The sequence below is a fragment of the Paracoccus sp. J39 genome (genome assembly GCF_000518925.1).
In the GTDB taxonomy this organism is placed as follows: Bacteria; Pseudomonadota; Alphaproteobacteria; order Rhodobacterales; family Rhodobacteraceae; genus Paracoccus.
This window is the reverse complement of record NZ_JAEN01000026.1, coordinates 1-16,721: the sequence shown is the minus strand read 5'-3', so window position 1 is coordinate 16,721 and position 16,721 is coordinate 1. Positions and strand designations below refer to the sequence as shown.

Annotated in this window: 17 protein-coding genes; 6 read left to right on the top strand and 11 right to left on the bottom strand. The window is 68.9% G+C overall.

Annotated features, from left to right (window positions below):
• Positions 1 to 3 precede the first annotated feature (3 nt).
• From L632_RS0118660 to L632_RS0118640, 5 genes are all read left to right on the top strand, one after another.
• Positions 4 to 888, top strand: coding sequence for a glycine betaine ABC transporter substrate-binding protein (locus tag L632_RS0118660; RefSeq protein WP_028714233.1), 885 nt, complete (start codon positions 4 to 6; stop codon positions 886 to 888).
• A 65-nt stretch (positions 889 to 953) separates the two neighbouring features.
• Positions 954 to 1,829, top strand: coding sequence for a nitrilase-related carbon-nitrogen hydrolase (locus L632_RS0118655; protein WP_036698867.1), 876 nt, complete (start codon positions 954 to 956; stop codon positions 1,827 to 1,829).
• 12 nt (positions 1,830 to 1,841) lie between these two features.
• The gene (locus L632_RS0118650) at positions 1,842 to 3,032 is read left to right on the top strand and encodes an acyl-CoA dehydrogenase family protein (RefSeq protein WP_028717334.1); all 1,191 of its coding nucleotides are present in this window, start codon (positions 1,842 to 1,844) and stop codon (positions 3,030 to 3,032) included.
• A gap of 15 nt (positions 3,033 to 3,047) precedes the next feature.
• Positions 3,048 to 4,610: a class I adenylate-forming enzyme family protein gene (locus L632_RS0118645; protein ID WP_028717333.1), complete on the top strand. Its 1,563-nt coding sequence runs from the start codon at positions 3,048 to 3,050 to the stop codon at positions 4,608 to 4,610.
• A gap of 10 nt (positions 4,611 to 4,620) precedes the next feature.
• On the top strand, positions 4,621 to 5,946 hold the full coding sequence (locus L632_RS0118640; RefSeq protein WP_028717332.1) for an MmgE/PrpD family protein: 1,326 nt from the start codon (positions 4,621 to 4,623) through the stop codon (positions 5,944 to 5,946).
• 13 nt (positions 5,947 to 5,959) lie between these two features.
• Here the strand turns inward: L632_RS0118640 and L632_RS23130 are convergent, their stop codons facing one another.
• The 5 genes from L632_RS23130 to L632_RS0118615 form a co-directional block, all read right to left on the bottom strand.
• The gene (locus L632_RS23130) at positions 5,960 to 6,982 is read right to left on the bottom strand and encodes a GlxA family transcriptional regulator (RefSeq protein ID WP_028714237.1); all 1,023 of its coding nucleotides are present in this window, start codon (positions 6,980 to 6,982) and stop codon (positions 5,960 to 5,962) included.
• Between the two features lie 52 nt (positions 6,983 to 7,034).
• Positions 7,035 to 8,228: an FAD-binding oxidoreductase gene (locus tag L632_RS0118630; protein WP_036698863.1), complete on the bottom strand. Its 1,194-nt coding sequence runs from the start codon at positions 8,226 to 8,228 to the stop codon at positions 7,035 to 7,037.
• The gene (locus L632_RS23125) at positions 8,215 to 9,798 is read right to left on the bottom strand and encodes an NAD(P)/FAD-dependent oxidoreductase (protein ID WP_028714239.1); all 1,584 of its coding nucleotides are present in this window, start codon (positions 9,796 to 9,798) and stop codon (positions 8,215 to 8,217) included. The genes L632_RS0118630 and L632_RS23125 overlap by 14 nt, the downstream gene beginning before the upstream one ends.
• A 111-nt stretch (positions 9,799 to 9,909) precedes the next feature.
• Positions 9,910 to 10,938: a hybrid-cluster NAD(P)-dependent oxidoreductase gene (locus L632_RS0118620; RefSeq protein ID WP_028717331.1), complete on the bottom strand. Its 1,029-nt coding sequence runs from the start codon at positions 10,936 to 10,938 to the stop codon at positions 9,910 to 9,912.
• A gap of 5 nt (positions 10,939 to 10,943) precedes the next feature.
• Positions 10,944 to 12,152: an SRPBCC family protein gene (locus L632_RS0118615; protein ID WP_232221003.1), complete on the bottom strand. Its 1,209-nt coding sequence runs from the start codon at positions 12,150 to 12,152 to the stop codon at positions 10,944 to 10,946.
• 52 nt (positions 12,153 to 12,204) lie between these two features.
• Here L632_RS0118615 and L632_RS24040 point away from each other — a divergent pair, with 52 nt between their 5' ends.
• Entirely contained in the window at positions 12,205 to 12,591 is a 387-nt protein-coding gene (locus tag L632_RS24040) for a transcriptional repressor (RefSeq protein WP_308352010.1), read from the top strand.
• 23 nt (positions 12,592 to 12,614) lie between these two features.
• Here the strand turns inward: L632_RS24040 and L632_RS0118610 are convergent, their stop codons facing one another.
• The 6 genes from L632_RS0118610 to L632_RS23115 form a co-directional block, all read right to left on the bottom strand.
• Entirely contained in the window at positions 12,615 to 13,088 is a 474-nt protein-coding gene (locus tag L632_RS0118610) for an aminoacyl-tRNA deacylase (RefSeq protein WP_028717329.1), read from the bottom strand.
• The gene (locus tag L632_RS23120) at positions 13,085 to 13,468 is read right to left on the bottom strand and encodes a DUF4186 domain-containing protein (protein WP_028714242.1); all 384 of its coding nucleotides are present in this window, start codon (positions 13,466 to 13,468) and stop codon (positions 13,085 to 13,087) included. The genes L632_RS0118610 and L632_RS23120 overlap by 4 nt, the downstream gene beginning before the upstream one ends.
• A 39-nt stretch (positions 13,469 to 13,507) precedes the next feature.
• Positions 13,508 to 14,128, bottom strand: a complete 621-nt coding sequence (locus L632_RS0118600) for a class I SAM-dependent methyltransferase (RefSeq protein ID WP_028714243.1) — start codon at positions 14,126 to 14,128, stop codon at positions 13,508 to 13,510.
• A gap of 9 nt (positions 14,129 to 14,137) precedes the next feature.
• Positions 14,138 to 14,881, bottom strand: a complete 744-nt coding sequence (gene pssA, locus L632_RS0118595) for a CDP-diacylglycerol--serine O-phosphatidyltransferase (protein ID WP_028714244.1) — start codon at positions 14,879 to 14,881, stop codon at positions 14,138 to 14,140.
• Complete coding sequence (locus L632_RS0118590; protein ID WP_028714245.1) at positions 14,881 to 15,561, bottom strand: phosphatidylserine decarboxylase; 681 nt, start codon at positions 15,559 to 15,561, stop codon at positions 14,881 to 14,883. Before L632_RS0118590 ends, pssA begins: the two co-directional genes overlap by 1 nt.
• Before the next feature lie 261 nt (positions 15,562 to 15,822).
• Complete coding sequence (locus L632_RS23115) at positions 15,823 to 16,347, bottom strand: Hsp20 family protein (protein WP_028714246.1); 525 nt, start codon at positions 16,345 to 16,347, stop codon at positions 15,823 to 15,825.
• Positions 16,348 to 16,721: the final 374 nt, after the last annotated feature.

Genomic DNA, 16,721 nt, shown 5'->3' with positions numbered 1-16,721 from the left:
AGCATGAACATCACCGTCAAATCCGGCCTTGCGGCACTGGCCTTCGCGGCATTCGCGACCGGCGCGCAGGCGGCCGACATCGTGGTCGGCGGCAAGAACTTCACCGAACAGCAGATCCTGTCGGCCATCACCCAGCAGGTGCTGGAGGCCAACGGCCACCGGGTCGACAACCGCGCCGGCATGGGCTCGGCCGCGGTGCGCCAGGCGATGGAGAACGGCCAGATCCACGTCTATTGGGAATATACCGGCACCTCGCTCATCACCTACAACAATATCGAGGAAAAGCTGGACCCGCAGCAGACCTATGACACGGTCAAGGAGCTGGACGCCCAGAAGGGCATCGTCTGGCTGAACCCGTCCGAGGCGAACAATACCTATGCCCTGGCGATGCGCGCGGCGGATGCCAGCGAAAAGGGCATCGCGTCCATTTCCGACCTGGCAGGGGCGATCAACGGCGGCCAGAGCCTGACCTTCGGCTCGAACGCCGAATTCTATGCCCGCCCGGACGGGCTGAAGCCGCTGGAGGCGGCTTACGGCTTCGAGTTCGGCCGCGCCAATGTCAAGCGCATGGATACCGGGCTGGTCTATCAGGCGCTGCGGGACCGGCAGGTCGATGTCGGGCTGGTCTTTGCCACCGATGGCCGCATTCCCGCCTTCGACTTCACCGTGCTGGAGGACGACCGGGGCTATTTCCCCAGCTACGCGCTGGCGCCCGTGATCCGCGCCGAGGTGCTGGAGGCCAATCCCGATATCGGCGACCTGCTGAACGAGGTCTCGGCCAAGCTGGACGATCAGGTCATGGCCGCGCTGAATGCCAGCGTCGACGTCGACAAGGTCTCGGTCGAGAACGCGGCGGCGAAATTCCTGCAGGACAACGGCCTCATCTGAGGCGGGACGGGCGGGGGCGGATGCGCCCCTGTCCCCGGGAGGGCGATGCGGAGGGGCCGAAGGCGATGACCACCAGCAAGACGATCACCATCGGCGCCGCGCAATTCTCCAGCGAGATCGGCGATGTCGACGCCAATCTGGACCGCCACCTGCACTGGATCGCACGGGGACGCGAGGCGGGCCTGGACATGCTGGTCATGCCGGAACTGTCGCTGACCGGCCATTACGGGTCCGAGCGCCTGCTCGACGCGGCCATGTCGCGCAAGGACCCGCGGCTGAAGCGGCTGGCCGAGGCGGCGGGCCCGATGGCCGTGACGCTGGGCTTCATCGAGGAAGGGCCGGCCGCGCAATTCTACAACGCGGCGGCGATCCTGTGCGACGGGCGGATGATCCATCTGCACCGCAAGGTGAACCTGCCCACCTATGGCAAGCTGGAAGAGGGCAAGCATTACGCCCCCGGCCGCTTCGTCGAGACCTGCGAGCTGGACGGGCATTGGCGCGCGGGCCTGCTGATCTGCGCCGATGTCTGGAACCCGGCGCTGACCCATCTGGCCTTCCTGCATGGCGCCACCCTGCTGATCTGCCCGGTCAGTTCCGGCGAGGAAGCGGTGGGCGCCGATTTCGACAATCCCGGCGGCTGGGCGCTGACCTGCCGCTTCTATGCGATGATCTACGGCGCCCCGGTCGTCATGGTGAACCGCACCGGGACCGAGCGCGACCTGACCTTCTGGGGCGGTTCGCGCATCATCGATCCCTTCGGGCGCGCGCTGGCCGTGGCCGGTTCCGGCGAGGAGATGATCACCGCGGTGCTGGATTACGACGTGCTGCGCCGCGCGCGCCACCTGCTGCCCACGGTGCGCGACAGCAATCTGGCGCTGGTCCAGCGCGAGACGGCGCGGCTGATCGACACGCTGGGCGTCCCGGATTTCGTCCGCGAATGAGGCAAGGCGACGATGCGCGATTTCTTCCTGAATGACGAGGACCGGGCCTTCCGCGCCGAGATCCGCGATTTTCTGGCCCGCGAACTGGCCCCGCGCGTCGACCGGATCGAGCGCGACCAGGATTTCGCGGCCCAGCTTGAGGTCGCGCAGGCCCTGGGCGAGGCCGGCTATCTGAAGCTGATGTTCCCCGACCTTTACACGGGCAGCCTGTCGCGGCCCGGCCTGACCCATGCGGTGATCGTCTCGGAAGAGGCCGCCTATCTGAATTATGCCTTCGAGACGACCATCGCCACGGCCCTGTCCTGCGCCTATCCGATCCACCGTCATGCCCGCCCGGCACTGCGCGAACGCTACCTGACGCCGATCCTCGAGGGCCGCGCCGTCGGCTCGATCTGCATGACCGAGCCGAATGTCGGCTCGGACAGCGCCGGCATGGAAACCGCGATCCGCTTTGACGAGGCCAGCCGCGAATGGGTGATCGACGGGTTCAAACGCTATATCTCGAACGCGTCCAAGGCCGATGTCTATATCGTCTGGGGCATCACCGATCCCGACGCCCCTCCGCAAAGAGGCATGAGCGCGGTTCTGGTGCCCGCCGATACCCCCGGACTGTCCTTTCCGCGGCTTTACGACTTCATGGGCCGGCGCGGCTCGGTCGTAGGCGAGGTCGCGCTGGACGGGGTGCGGGTGCCGGAGGAGAACCTGCTGGGAGAGGCGAATGCCGGTTTCCGCATCATGCTGGGCGCCTTCAACTTCGAGCGGGTGATCCTGGGCGGTTCGGGCCTGGGCGTGGCGCGGGCGGCCTTCGACCTGGCGCGCGACCATGCGCAAAGCCGCGTCAGCTTCGGCGAGAAGCTGGGCCAGAAACAGCTGATCTGGGACATGATCGCGCAGATGAGCTGGCGGATCGACGCGGCCGAACTGCTGACCCAGCGGGCGGCCAGGATGTATGACGGCGGCATCGGCGGCAAGGATCTGATGCGCGAGGCCAGCCAGGCCAAGCTGGTCGCGACCGAGACCGCCGTCTTCTGCTCGGACCGCGCGGTGCAGATCCTCGGCGGCGACGGCGTCACCCGCCAATACGGCCGGGCCGAGCAGCTTTACCGCGATGCCCGCGCGCTGCCCATCGTCGGCGGCAGCTCCGAGATGTGCAAATACCTGATCGCGGCGCGCGAGATGCCGGCGATCCGTCCCAATCTGTGACAGCAAGAGAGACCGATGCATATCGCCCGCATTCTGGAGGCTTCCGCCGACCGCTACCCGGATCACCTGGCGCTGGTCTTCGAGGACCGGCGCTGGACCTATGCCGAATGGCTGGCCCGCGTGCGCCGCTTTGCCCAGGCGCTGTCGGATCTGGGGGTGCGGCCCGGGGACCGCGTGGCCTTCTATGTCTCGACCTCGGAAAACTCGGTGACGACCTATTTCGCCTGCCAGATGCTGGGCGCGGTGGCGGTGCCGATGAACTTCCGCCTTTCGGCGGGCGAGGCCGCCTATATCCTGCAGGATTCCGGCGCCCGCGTGCTGATCTATGGCCGCAACCTGACCGAAAACGTCGAAAGGATCGCGGCGCAGATGCATTCGGTCCACGATTTCATCGGCTGCGCCTATGACCGGGCGCATATCCCCGCCGGCCATCTGCATTTCGATACCCTGGCCGAACAGACCGCGGACCGGGACGAGCCGCGCATCATTCCCCCGGGGGATGCGATTTCCTCGCTGGTCTATACCTCGGGGACGACCGGGCGGCCCAAGGGGGTGATCCACACCCATGCCAACGACATCGCCATCGCGATGAACTGCGTCATGGAATATTCGCTGAACCACACTGACAAGGCGCTGCATATCGCGCCGCTCTACCATGTGGGCGGCATGCAGGCCTATTTCATTCCGCATCTGCTGGTCGGCGGCACCAATGTCGTGATCGGCCGCTACGAGGCGGAAAAGACGCTGGACACCATCGCGGCCGAGCGCATCACCACGCTGTTCGCCGTGCCCACCCAGATCCAGGAGATGCTGTTTCACCCGCGCTTCCGCGATCAGGACCTCTCCTCGCTGCGGCTGATCACCACCGGCGGCGCGGCCATTTCCGCCGCCACGATGGAGCGGGTGATGGCCGAGTTCTGCCCGGCGATCTTCAACGGCTACGGCATGACCGAGGCGTCGCTGACGCTGGTGCTGCATCCGCAGGACGCGCTGCGCAAGCTGGGGTCCTGCGGCAAGCCGACGCTGATTTCGGAATGCCGGATCGTGACCGACGACCCCGGGCGCGAGGTGCCGCCCTCGGAAACCGTGCCGCGCGGACAGGTGGGCCAGCTGATCGTGCGCGGCCCGCAGGCGATGCAGGGCTATTGGAACAACCCGTTCGAAACGCAGAAGAAGCTGAAGGCGGGCTGGATCTATACCGGCGACCTGTTCAGCCAGGACCGGGACGGGTTCTATTACTTCCACGGCCGGGCCGACGACATGATCGTCTCGGGCGGCGAGAACATCCATCCGCGCGAGGTCGAGGAGATCCTCTATCGCTGCCCCGGCGTGCAGGAGGTGGCGGTCGTCGGGCTGGCGGACGAGAAATGGGGCCAGGCGGTGACGGCCTTCGTCGTCCGCTCGGACCCGGCGCTGAGCGCGCAGGATCTGGATGCGTTCTGCAAGGCCAGCGACGATCTGGCGCCCTACAAGCGGCCCCGCCGCTACGAGTTTCTGGAAAGCCTGCCGCTGAACCCCAGCGGCAAGGTGCTGCGGCGCGAGCTGGTCGCGCGCCATGCCCCGCAGCCGGCCTGTTGAGGACAGCATCATGCCATCGAACTTTCACGATTTCCTGCACGACATGCGCGCGGAGGACATGCCGGATGCGGTGCTGGACCTTGGCCGCCGCTGGCTTCTGGACCTGCTGGGGGTCGCGGCGGGCGGCAGCCGGACGCGGCTGTCGCGCATCATCCGCGACCATGCGGCGGCGCATTTCGGCGCGGGGGGCCGCGCGGCTCCGATGCTGATGGACGGCCGCGGAGTCAGCCCCGCGGGCGCGGCGCTGGCGGGCGGCATGACCATCGACGCGCTGGACGGCCATGACGGGCACAAGCTGACCAAGGGCCATGTCGGTTGCGGCAGCCTGCCCGCGCTGCTGGCGCTGATGCAGGCCGAGGGGCGGACGGACGACCGCGCGCTTCTGGCCGGGCTGGTCGTCGGGTATGAGATCGGGACGCGCGCGGGCATCGCGCTGCACCGCACCGCCTGCGACTACCCCACCTCGGGCGCCTGGGTCGCGGTGGCGGCGGCGTCGCTGGGCGCGCGGGTGCTGGGGCTGGATGCGGCGCGGACCCGCGAGGCCGTGGGCATCGCCGAATATCACGGCCCGCGCAGCCAGATGATGCGCTGCATCGACCATCCGACCATGGTCAAGGACGGCTCGGGCTGGGGCGCGATGGCCGGCGTCTCGGCCGCCTATCTGGCGGCGGCGGGCTTTACCGGCGCCCCGGCGATCACCGTCGAGGGCGCGGATGTCGCCGACCTCTGGGCCGATCTGGGCACGAACTGGCGCATCGCCGAGCAGTATTTCAAGCCCTGGCCGGTCTGCCGCTGGGCGCAGCCCTCCGTGCAGGCGGTGCTGGACCTGCGCGCGCGGCATGGGGTGACCGCCGATCAGGTCGAGCGGATCGAGATCGCCACCTTCCACCAGTCCCGCCGCCTGGCCGCCCGCGATCCGGCCAGCACCGAAGAGGCGCAGTATTCCACCGCCTACCCCGCCGCCGTGGCGCTGGTGCGGGGCCGCGTCGATCCCGCGGACGTGGCCGAGGACGGCTTGGCCGACCCGCTGATCCGCAGCCTTGCCGCCGGCATGACCGTCACCGAGCGCGAGGATTTCAATGCCGCCTTCCCGGCCCGCCGCTTTGCCGATGTGCGGCTGGTGATGAAGGACGGCCGGGTGCTGGAATCCGGCCCGACCGAGGCGGCGGGCGATCCCGAGGCCCCGGCACCGATGGATGCGGTGCGCGCCAAGTTCCGCGCCTATGCCGCGCCGGTTCTGGGCGAGGTTCGAACGACCGCTCTGGAACGCGCGGTGGACCGGCTGGGCGACGGCGGCGGCACGGCGGCGCTGTTCGGACTGCTGGGCGCTGCCTGAGCGGCGGTCGGGTTCAGGCGATGCGGCGCGACCGGGCGCGGGCGGCCCGCGCCTGTTCGCGCATCTCGCTTGGGCGTATCCCGTAGAATTCCTTGACCCATTTCGAGAAATGCGAGGTCGAGGCGAAGCCCGTGGCGACGGCGATGTCGATGATCGGCTGCTCGGTGTAAAGCAGCATCTCGCGCGCGCGCTCGACCCGCAGGGACAGGTAGCAGCGCGCCGGCGTCATGCCCAGGAAGCTGCGGAAATTGCGCTCCATCTGGCGTTCGCTGACGCCCGTCAACGCGGCCAGCCTTTCGATCTGCAACGGCGTCTCGATATTGGCCTGCATCAGGCGAATGGCCATCTGCATCGTCCCGGGCAGGGTGCCGATCTGCTCGGCCCGGCCGCCCTGCTGGTTCTCGCCCGCATCGCGCATGCGGGCGTGATGGAACTGGTTGGCGACCCCGTTGGCCAGGTCGCGCCCGTGCAGGTCGGCGATGATATGCAGCATCAGGTCCATGGATGCCGTCCCGCCCGAACAGGTCAGCCGGTTGCGGTCGATCTCGTAAAGCGTGCCGGTAATCGGCAGATGCGGGAAATCCTCTTCGAAGGCGGCGCGGTTTTCCCAGTGGATCGTGCAGCGATAGCCGTCCAGCAGCCCGGCCCTGGCCAAGAGATAGCTGGCCGTGGACAGGGCGCCGATGGCCCGGCCGCGATGCGCCGCCCGCCGCAGGGCGGCAAGATAGGGGCGTTCGTCCTGCGGATCGACCCGCGCGCCGCCGCAGATGAACAGGGCGTGGTTGCGCTCGATCGCCTGATCGACGGGGATGGCCGGAAAGGGAATGCCCGAGGACGGCATGACCGGCTGGCCGTCGATGCTGCACAGGTCCCAGCGGAAAGCCTCGCGCCCCAAGAGGCGGTTGGCGGCGCGCAGGGGCTCGGTCGCCGAAGCGAGGCTCAGCATCGAGAGCCCTTCCAGCATCAGGAAGGCGAAGCACAAAGGCTCGCCCGTGTCGTGGTAGAACATCGGCGGGTCCGGGTTGCGATGCGCCATGTTCGGCCAAGCTGCCCCGTTCTTCAAGCCGCCCCGCTTCAAGCCGGTCCCATCAGGCCGAGGCCACCGCGGCGGGCAGCCAGCCCTGAAGCGCGTCCCAATCCGGCTCCAGCCGGTCGAAGCGGGCCAGCCGCAGGCTGGAGAGATCGGCGAAATCGCAGTGCCCCTGCGTCACCAGCTGCATCAGCGCCCGGCCCGAGGCGGGCGACAGGCCGAAGCCCACGCCGGACAGGGTGGCGACGGTCAGGTTCTGCCAAGGCGCCGGGCGGTCGAGGACGGGGCGGCCGTCGGGGGTGTTCTCGATGATGCCCGACCAGCTGCGGATGACACGGGCATGGGCGGCCTTGGGCAGAAGCTGGGCCACACGCCGGGCGATGCTGCCCGCCAGCGGGGTCGAGGGGCGCGGGCCGCCCGGCTGTTCCTCGGTCTCGACCCATTCATGCGGGCCGCCGCCATAGGCCAGATTGCCGCGCAGGGTCTGGCGGCCATAAAGCCCGTTGCCGTCGATCCCCCCCAGCGGCATCAGCGGCAGGGGCTCGGTCACGATCATCTCGGCGCGGGCGGCGCGCATGGGGATGGCGACCTCCAGCATCGCGGCCAGCCGGCCGGTCTGCGGCCCCGCCGCGATGACCAGATGGTCGCAGCCAAAGACACCCCTGTCGGTCTCGACCGCCCTCACCCGGCCGCCCTGCCGGCAGAAGCCGGTGACGGTGACATGCTGGCGCACCCGCCCGCCCCGGTCGCACAGCGCCCAGGCATAGGCCTGCACGGTGCGGTGCGGGTTCGCATGGCCGCCGAAATGATAGTAATGCCCGGCATGGACATTGTCCCCGGCCAGCGGCACCAGATCGCGCACCGTCTGCGCGTCCAGGTCGTCGGCGCGGAAGCCCTGCTTGCGGGCATTGGCCGCGGCGCGGCCGTAAAGCGTGAACTGCTCGGGCGAAAGCGCGATACGGATGCGGTTCGGCCGGAACTCGGTCGGGTAACCCAGCAATTCGTCCATCATCGGCCAGAGCCGCTGTTCCTCGGCAAAAAGCGGGCTGTGGTGATGCGAGCAACCGCCGCCATTGCGCCCCGAGGCCTCCCAGCCGACGATGCCGCGTTCCAGCACCAGCACGTCCACGCCCGCCTCGGCCAGCCAGAAGGCGGTGGAGAGGCCGGTGACGCCGCCGCCGATCACGATGACCGAGGCGCCGCGATTGTCGTCGCCGGCGTCGATGCCGGGAATGGGGTTATTCGCTGACATGTTCCTTCTCCGTCGCAAGCGCGGCGACCGTGTAATGGTCCTCGACATCCCAGAAAGGGACCCATTGGCGCGGCATTCCGAACCAGGAATCCCAGGCGGCGGCGATGGCGGGATCCTCGGGCAGGGCGGCGGCGGCCAGGCTGAGCGGGCGGACCGGGCTGCGATAGCCGGCCAGCGGCACTACCCCCAGCGACAGGTCCTCCTGCAAGGCCAGCAGCGCCTGAATCTGCTCGCGGCAGCGGCGGCCCTGACAGGGGCCCATGCCGGCGCGGGTCAGCCGCTTGATCTGGTCGGGATCGGGCGGACCCTCGCCCAGGATCTCGGTCAGGCTGCGCGTCAGGTTCGGCAGATGCGGCGCGTTCAGATAGCGCGGCGGGCTGACATCCAGGATCTCGCGCGCCGTGACCTCCTCGCATTGGCAGACCGGCATGTCGGCCACGGCCTCCACCACCGAGGAGCGGACCCAGGCCTTGCGGTATGCGCCCAGATCGGCGGCGGGTGCGGGCTGCGGGGCGGCATCGACCGGAGCCTCTGCCAGCCCCAGCGCCGCCAGCGCGGCCCCGGCGGCCAGCCGCCCCTCGGCCTCGGCCAGCGCGGGATCGGCGGATTTCGCGGGCCAGATCCCCACGCAGTCGCCCGCGGCGCGGATGCCGGGCAGGCTGGTTTCGCCCCCCGCGCCCAGCAGCGGCACGAAGCCGCCGCGATCGTTGTCGAAGGCGCAGCGCGCCCCGGCTGCGTGGAGCAGGTCGATCATCGGCACCGCGCCCACGCCCAGCAGCACGGAATCGCAGGCGATGGTGCGGTTGCGCAGCACCAGCCCGGTGACGCCATCCGCGTCCGAGGTGACGCCGCGCGGCGCCTCGCCGGTGACGATCTCGACCCCGGCGGCGCGGATGCGCGCGACCAGATCCTCGGGCGCGGCGGCGGCCTCGGCCTGCTCGACCACGGCGGCGATGGTCACGCCCGCGTCGATCAGGTCCAGCGCCGCCAGCAGCGCCTCTGGGGTTGAGCCCAGCATGACCGCGCGGCGGCTGTCCAGCGCATCATAGAGCCGCGCCAGCATCAGCGCGGCGCCGGCGCCCAGCACGCCGGGCAGGTCCCAGCCGGGAAAGGCCAGCCCCATGTCGCGCCGCCCGGTGGCCACGATGGCCTGATCGAAGCCGATCAGATGGCTGCCCTGTTCCTCATCCACCAGCCCGGCGACCAGACCGGGCATCCAGCCCAGATTGGGCTGATTGGCGAACAGCCCCCAGCAGGCGGTGCCAAGGCGGATGTCGATGCCCAGATCGAACAGTTCGACCAGATCGGGGCGAGCTTCCAGCATCCGCTCGGTCATGGCGTTGCGGTTGCGGATGGTGCCGCCCATCCGGCCGCCCCAGATCTGCGGGACGCTTTCGCCCATGGTCTCGAAGGGCACGGGATGTTCGTCCACCAGCATCACCTGCGCGCCGCCCTGATGGGCGTGGCGGGCGGCGGCGATTCCGGCGGGACCGGCGCCCACGACCAGGATCTGGGTCCGTTCCGCGATCTCAAGGCGCTTGCCGGCGACGGATCGGGGGTCTGTGGTCATCTTGCGTCCTCTGGTGACTGCATCGCGGCAGGGCCATCCTTGGTGTAAAGCCCGCCGGGCCGGCAGCAGGTTTTCGACCCGAAGGGAAAGAAATCCGACCGTGATCCGGGGTCAGGCCAGCCTGATCTCGACATCCGACGCCGCGCGGGTCGAGCAGGCCAGCACATAGCCCTTGGCCGCCTCTTCCGGCGTCAGCCCGCCATTCGGCCGGCTGTCCACTTGGCCCGAGACCAGCTGCACCATGCAGGTGCCGCACATGCCCTCGCCGCAGCCGCAGGGGATGATGACGCCCTGCCGCAGGCTGGCCTGTAGCAGCGTCTCGTCGGCGCGGATGCCGATGGCGCGGCCGTTCACGGTCAGGCCGAAGCCGGGGCCTTCGGGGGCGGCTTCGGCGATGGGCGCAGCGGCGGGGGCCACGCCGCCGAAGCTTTCGGTGTGGAACTGCGCCCGCGCGCCGCCCTCGGCGGCATGGATCAGCCGGACCTCCTGCATGAAGCCCTGCGGCCCGCAACAGAAGACCTGTCGCCGGCCCAGATCCGGGATGGCACTCGCCAGCCGCCCCCGGCTGACGCGGCCGCGATAGCCGAACCAGCCCGGTGCGGCGCGGCTGACGCTGATCGCCACCGTCAGCTTGGGCATCCGGCCCTGCAATTCGGCCAGTTCGCGGGCAAAGAGCACCTCGGCCGGATCGCGGGCGGCGTGGAACCAGGCCAGATCGGCCTCGGGATCGGTCTCCGCCAGATGCCGCAGCATGGCCATCATCGGCGTGGCGCCCGAGCCGCCCGAGACGAAGGCCAGCCGGTCGTTGTCGCGCAGCCCCAGCGTGAAGGCGCCGCGCGGTGGGCGGGCCTCGATGCCGCGGCCTTCGCGCAGATTGTCATGCAGCCAGCGGGTCGCGCCGCCCGGCGCCTGCGCCTTGATGGTCAGCTCCAGATCGCCCCCGGTCCCGCCCGAGATGGTGAAGCTGCGCCAGACCGGGCCGCCCGGCAGGGGCACCTTCACCACCAGCGCCTGGCCGGGGGTGAAGCCCACCGGGCCGCTGCCCGCGCGCAGGCGGAAGGTCTTGACGGTGGGCGTCTCGTCGCGGACGGCGATGCAGGACAGCGACAGCAGGGCCGCCGAAGGGGCTTGCATGTCCATGCGCCTTACTCCGCCGCGATCCGCGCCTGCGGGCCGCCGGTGAAATCCGCCATCTTGCCCGCATACCATTCCGAGAAATTGTTCAGCATGAATTCCGACGGCGCATAGGGGCCGGGCCGGTAGGCGCGCGACAGGATGCCGCGATGGTTGTTCTCGGCCAGCACGCGATCCTCGTCATTGGTGGCCAGCCAGACCTCGGTCAGGCGTTGCAGGTCGTAATCCACGCCTTCGACCGCATCCTCGTGGACCAGCCATGTCGTGCGCACCTCGGTGCGGTTCGCCGACAGCGGCAGCACCCGGAAATGCAGGATGTGGTCGGAGAGGAAGTGGTTCCAGTTGTTCGGCACCCGGAACATGCGGACCGAGCCCAGATCGGGCTCGGTGAAATCGGCCAGAAGCTTGTTGCAGGCGGGCTTGCCGTCCATGGTGAAGGACAGGCAGTCCTCGTTGAAAGGCAGACGGATGCAGCGGAACTCGTTGCCGCCCTCGGCGGGCTTGTGGGGCAGCCCCAGCCCGTCCCAGCGCGCGGTGGAACGCTCCATCAGCCCCTGAAACTGCGCCTTGACCAGCGGATCGTCGGGCAGGGCGAATTCGACCAGCGTCACCAGCAGCTCGGGATGGTTGCCAGCGCAGTGATAGCATTCGCGGTTGTTCTCGATCACCAGCTTCCAGTTCGCCTCCTCGACGATGGTCGAGGTGAAGGCAACCTTGGTGCGGTCGGGCATGTGCGGGGCGATATAGGGCGTGACCCCGGCGCGGAAGCGTGCCAGCGAGGGCGGCTCGTCGGCAAGGCAGATATAGACCATGCCGCAGATCACCTCGACATGGACCGGGGCGAGGCCGTGCGCCGCCTTGTCGAACCCCTCGGGCATCTGGCGGGCATTGATCAGGCTGCCGTCCAGCTCGTAGACCCATTGGTGATAGGGGCAGACCAGACGGTTCGCCCGGCCCCTTTCCTTCTGGCAGATCAGCGAGCCGCGATGCCGGCAGCTGTTGTGAAAGGCGGCGATTTCTCCATCCCGGTTGCGCAGCACGACGACGGGATTGCCGCCGACCTTCAGCGTCAGGTAGTCGCCGGGGCGCGGAATCTCGACCACGTTGCAGGCGAAGATCCAGTCGGTTTCGAACACCGCCTGCATGTCGGCGCGAAAGATCTCGTCATCGACATAGAAGTCGCGGGGCAGGGAATGGCCGGGCCGGCGCTGCGCGAGCAAACCCGCTATCCGTTCTTTCAGCATTCTCGCTAACCTCTTGATAACCCTTCCCATGGGGGCGCATTTCGGCATTCGCGGGCATCCTGTCCTGCGCCCTGGTTCCGGCGCAGCAGCAATGCGACATCGGCCGTCAGCTTTCCGACGGGCCGCGAAAAGGTCTGGTGCCGTCGCCCGAAGGGAAGGGGTGGACAGCCGTCAGCGGGGGCATCCGGCGACAGGTCGCGCCTTGCATGAACGATCCGCATGGGCCACCCGGATCTCCATCGCTACGGTCTATCGAACGGTCAGCACACTGGAAAGCTGTGGCCTGGTCGAGCGCCACAGCTTCGCCGACGGACGTGCGCGCTTCGAAACCAACGGTTCCGGACATCACGACCATTTCATCAATGCGGCTAAAGTCACGAAAACATGGGTATATCCGAGACCGGACAGGCCTTGATCGCCCGTCGCTTCAACGGTTTCTCAGGCCGAAAGCGGCTCGGCCCGGGCGCCAAGCGCGGTCAGCGCCGCGCGCGGCGACAGCAGCAAGAGCAGCCCGCGCTTGCCGCCGTTCACCGCCACCTCGTCGAAGCCCATGGCCTCGGCCTCGAAGATCACCGGCACCGGGCGGCGCTGGCCGAAGGGGCTGATGCCGCCGGTGCGATAGCCGGTCAGCCGCTCGGCCTTGTCCGGCGGCATCATCGTCGCCGTCTTGCCGCCGAAGGCCGCGGCCACGCGCTTCATCGACAGGCTGCGGTCGCCGGGAATGACGGCGCAGGCGGGCCGCCCGTCCACCTCGACCATCAGCGTCTTGAGCAAGCGCCCGGCGGGCAGGCCGATGGCTTCGGCCGCCTGCAGCGCCACCCGCTCGGAACCCGGGTCGTAGCGGTATTCGACCGCGCGGAAGCCCAGCTTCGCCCGGTGCAGGAATTGCGTGGCCGGGGTGCCGGTGCTCATCCGGCGGTCCCGTCCCGCGGCGGCGCAAAGCCCATCTCGCGGTCGATCCAGCCCATCAGCAGCGCCACGATCCGCGCCTGCTCGGCATCGCCAAGCGCCCGGCCCGGCGGGATGGCGTGCCATTTCCCCAGGCAGGACCGGCAGCAGCAGGCGGTGGCGTGCTGGGCGATAAAGACCGGATGGCCGCGCATCGGCGTCTGCCGGCCGTCGTTCGCCGGCTGGGCGGGCGCCAGCCGGGCGGCGACGAAATCGCGGGCATGGGCGGCGATGGTCTCGCGCCCCTTGGCATCGGCATAGGCGCGCTCTTTCGGGCCAAGGCGAAAGCGGCGGCGAAAGGCCGAGCGGGCCAGCCGGTCGAGGATCTGGTTCTGCGCCGTCATGCCCCGGACATAGCCGCCCCGGCGCGCGGCGGAAAGCCCCTAGCCCGCGACCTTGCCCAGCACCAGGAAGGTCATCATGCCCAGCGGCGGCAGGCTCCGGCGTTCTTCCAGGACCAGCGACCGCTCTTGCAGCACCCGGTCGATGGGGAAATCGGAATGCCAGCCGATGGTGTTGGCCAGCGGCGCGAACACCCGCTCCAGCGCGGCAAGGGCGCCGCGTTCGCGGGCGAAATGGTTGGTGATCACCACCTTGCCGCCCGGCCGGCAGACGCGCGCGATCTCGGCCATCACCTTTTCCGGCTCGGGCACCACCGACAGCACATGCATCGCGGTCACGGTGTCGAAACTCCCGTCCGGGAAATCCAGCTTGCGCGCATCCATCTGCCGCAGCGCGCGCACCTGCTTCAGGCCCAGCCGCTGCACCTTGGCGATGGCCTTGTCCAGCATGTCCTGGCTGAAGTCGATGCCGGTGACCTGCATCTGCGGGCCGTAATGTTCCAGCGACAGCCCGGTGCCCACCCCGACCTCGAGCACGCTGCCGCCGCGGCGGTTGATGTAGTCCACCGCCCGGCGCCGGCCCATATGGGTCACCGCCCCGAAGGTCCGGTCATAGATCGGCGCCCAGCGGGAATAGGAGGATTGGATGGCTTCGATATCCATGGCCGTTCCTTATCGGCTTGAGGGGCGGTCCCGGTCGATCCAGGCCCAGATCACCATGACGGCATAGCCCAGGCAAAGCGCGATCAGCGTGATCCAGGCAAAGCTGAGCAGCGCGGCGCCGATGAAGGCCACGCCGACAAGGAAGAACTTGACGTTCTCGCGCGAGATCTTCGTGGTCTTGAAGGACCAGGTGGGGATCCGGCTGATCAGCAGCAGGCCGACCAGGATCATGTGCAGGCAGATGACGATCTGCGGCAGCACCGGCCGGTCGGCGAAGGCGAAGGACAGATACATCGGCAGCATCACCAGAAGCGCCCCGGCGGGCGAAGGGATGCCCTCGAAATAGGCGCTGTCGCGATGCGCCTCCTCGGACTTGCTCGAAACGTTGAACCGCGCCAGCCGGATCACGCAGCAAACGGCAAAGACCAGAACGCAGATCCAGCCCAGGCTGCGGATGTCCTTCAGCGCCCAGAAATACAGGATCAGCGGCGGTGCGACGCCGAAATTCAGGAAATCCGCCAGCGAATCCAGCTCGGCCCCCATCTTGCTGGACGATCCCAGCAGCCGCGCGATGCGTCCGTCGATGCCGTCCAGGATGCCCGCGCCGATGATCAGCAGCACCGCCGGCATGTAGTCGCCCTGCACCCCGAAACGGATGGCGGTCAGCCCGGCGCAGACCGCGATGATGGTCAGCATGTTCGGAAGCAGCTGCACCAGCGAGAATTCGGTCTGCGGGCCGGTGGGCTGTTCCATCACGCCTCCGCCCGCTCGGCCGGCGGCAGTTCGGCGATGACGGTCTCGCCGGCGACCATGGTCTGGCCGATCTCGACCAGCGGCGCCACGCCCGGCGGCAGGTAGACGTCCAGCCGCGAGCCGAAGCGGATCAGGCCGAAGCGTTCGCCCGTGCGCAGCCGGTCGCCGGGCTTGACGAAGCAGACGATGCGCCGCGCGACCAGGCCGGCGATCTGCACCACGGCCAGTTCCCGGCCGTCCTGCATGCGGATGCGCAGGCCGTTGCGTTCATTGTCGACGCTGGCCTTGTCCAGCGAGGCGTTGAAGAACTTGCCGGGCCGATAGGCGACCGAGACCACCTCGCCCGCCACCGGGCTGCGGTTCACATGGCAGTTGAACACGCTCATGAACACGCTGACGCGGGTCAGGGGCGCGTCGGCCATGCCCAGCTCGGCCGGCGGCACCGCGGGCTCGATCAGCGAGACCACGCCGTCCGCCGGGCTGACCACCAGGCCGGGACGGGCGGGCGTCACCCGCTCGGGGTCGCGGAAGAAGTAATAGCACCAGATGGTCAGGCCGACGCCGATCCAGCCCAGCGGCTCCCACAGCAGGAACAGCACCAGCGTCACGGCGGCAAAGATCGCCACGAAACGGACGCCCTCGCGGTGCATCGGCTTGATGAAGGTGTCGCGCATGCGCATCTGGCTTCTCCCCGGGGCTGAGCTGCCGCGCCAGTCATAATGGGATTGGCCCGGCGCGCAATAGCGCAGCCTGCCATACATGTGGCCCTTGCGGATGCGCGATCAACCCCTGGCGAGGGCCGGCATGAAGCCGCCGGCTCTGCGGGCGCCGACCGGCGGGATCACGGTTCAACGCCCCGGACGCGCGCAGCGCCGCGCAGGCGCTGCGGGGGCACCGGCGGCCCGATCACGCGAAACCGCGATGGCCGAGCGGCGCAGGAATCAGGCCGCAGCCGTCTCCGCCGCCTTCCCGGAGGGCGTGACCGACGCCTTCTCCGCGGGCTTGTCCGAGGCGATGCGCTTCTGCTCGGCCGCCTGCACCGTCCTGGTCGAGGCGATCTCGATCCGCCGCGGTTTCATCTCCTCGGGGATTTCGCGCCGCAGGGTGATGGTCAGCAGCCCGTCATGCAGTTCCGCCGCCTCGACCCTGACGTGATCGGCCAGTTCGAAGCGCCGCTCGAAGCCGCGGACGGGAATGCCGCGATGCAGGTATTCGGCCTTGTCGTCGCCTTCCTTGCGGCCGGTGACGATCAGCATGTTGCGCTCTTGCGTCAGCGAAAGGTCGTCCTGCCGGAAACCGGCCACGGCCATGCTGATACGATAGCTGTCCTCGCCTTCCCGGGCGATGTCATAGGGCGGCCAGCTTTCCGCCGCATTGGCGCGCGAGGCGGTTTCGAGGGCGTTCAGGAGCCGGTCGAATCCGACGCTCGACCGGAAGAGCGGGGTGAAGTCAAACGTGGTTCTCATAGCCACATCCTCCTTGAGCAACATGGGTACAAGCATTTGATCTTGCCGGAAGACGCCCGGCAGGCAGGCCCCGGACCCGGCGGCCCGCAACAGGCGATTTAGGACCGGATCGGCCGGATTCAAGTCCCCTGGCCGCGCCGGCACCGGCGGCGAGGCCGCGGGCGGATGCCGGGCGCCGCTTCGGGCATCGCGACCGGCCCGCCGGGGCGCTTCGGCGCGTCTGGCCGGGCTGCCGCGGCGCCCCGCTCTCGCCGCGATCCGGTCATTCCGCGACCGGGTCCATGCCCATATGGCACATCCGCGTCCGCAATTCGTGGCGCAGCCCGCCAGGTTCCAGCCGGATCACGCTTTCCCCCATGAAATCCTGCGCCAGC

What these genes read in the sequence shown, in the direction of transcription:
- L632_RS0118660 (WP_028714233.1), top strand. Translation starts at nt 4, where the DNA reads ATGAACATCACCGTCAAATCCGGCCTTGCGGCACTGGCCTTCGCGGCA.
- L632_RS0118655 (WP_036698867.1), top strand. Translation starts at nt 954, where the DNA reads ATGACCACCAGCAAGACGATCACCATCGGCGCCGCGCAATTCTCCAGC.
- L632_RS0118650 (WP_028717334.1), top strand. Translation starts at nt 1,842, where the DNA reads ATGCGCGATTTCTTCCTGAATGACGAGGACCGGGCCTTCCGCGCCGAG.
- L632_RS0118645 (WP_028717333.1), top strand. Translation starts at nt 3,048, where the DNA reads ATGCATATCGCCCGCATTCTGGAGGCTTCCGCCGACCGCTACCCGGAT.
- L632_RS0118640 (WP_028717332.1), top strand. Translation starts at nt 4,621, where the DNA reads ATGCCATCGAACTTTCACGATTTCCTGCACGACATGCGCGCGGAGGAC.
- L632_RS23130 (WP_028714237.1), bottom strand. Translation starts at nt 6,982, where the DNA reads ATGGCGCATCGCAACCCGGACCCGCCGATGTTCTACCACGACACGGGC.
- L632_RS0118630 (WP_036698863.1), bottom strand. Translation starts at nt 8,228, where the DNA reads ATGTCAGCGAATAACCCCATTCCCGGCATCGACGCCGGCGACGACAAT.
- L632_RS23125 (WP_028714239.1), bottom strand. Translation starts at nt 9,798, where the DNA reads ATGACCACAGACCCCCGATCCGTCGCCGGCAAGCGCCTTGAGATCGCG.
- L632_RS0118620 (WP_028717331.1), bottom strand. Translation starts at nt 10,938, where the DNA reads ATGGACATGCAAGCCCCTTCGGCGGCCCTGCTGTCGCTGTCCTGCATC.
- L632_RS24040 (WP_308352010.1), top strand. Translation starts at nt 12,205, where the DNA reads ATGGGGGCGCATTTCGGCATTCGCGGGCATCCTGTCCTGCGCCCTGGT.
- L632_RS0118610 (WP_028717329.1), bottom strand. Translation starts at nt 13,088, where the DNA reads ATGAGCACCGGCACCCCGGCCACGCAATTCCTGCACCGGGCGAAGCTG.
- L632_RS23120 (WP_028714242.1), bottom strand. Translation starts at nt 13,468, where the DNA reads ATGACGGCGCAGAACCAGATCCTCGACCGGCTGGCCCGCTCGGCCTTT.
- L632_RS0118600 (WP_028714243.1), bottom strand. Translation starts at nt 14,128, where the DNA reads ATGGATATCGAAGCCATCCAATCCTCCTATTCCCGCTGGGCGCCGATC.
- pssA (WP_028714244.1), bottom strand. Translation starts at nt 14,881, where the DNA reads ATGGAACAGCCCACCGGCCCGCAGACCGAATTCTCGCTGGTGCAGCTG.
- L632_RS0118590 (WP_028714245.1), bottom strand. Translation starts at nt 15,561, where the DNA reads ATGCGCATGCGCGACACCTTCATCAAGCCGATGCACCGCGAGGGCGTC.
- L632_RS23115 (WP_028714246.1), bottom strand. Translation starts at nt 16,347, where the DNA reads ATGAGAACCACGTTTGACTTCACCCCGCTCTTCCGGTCGAGCGTCGGA.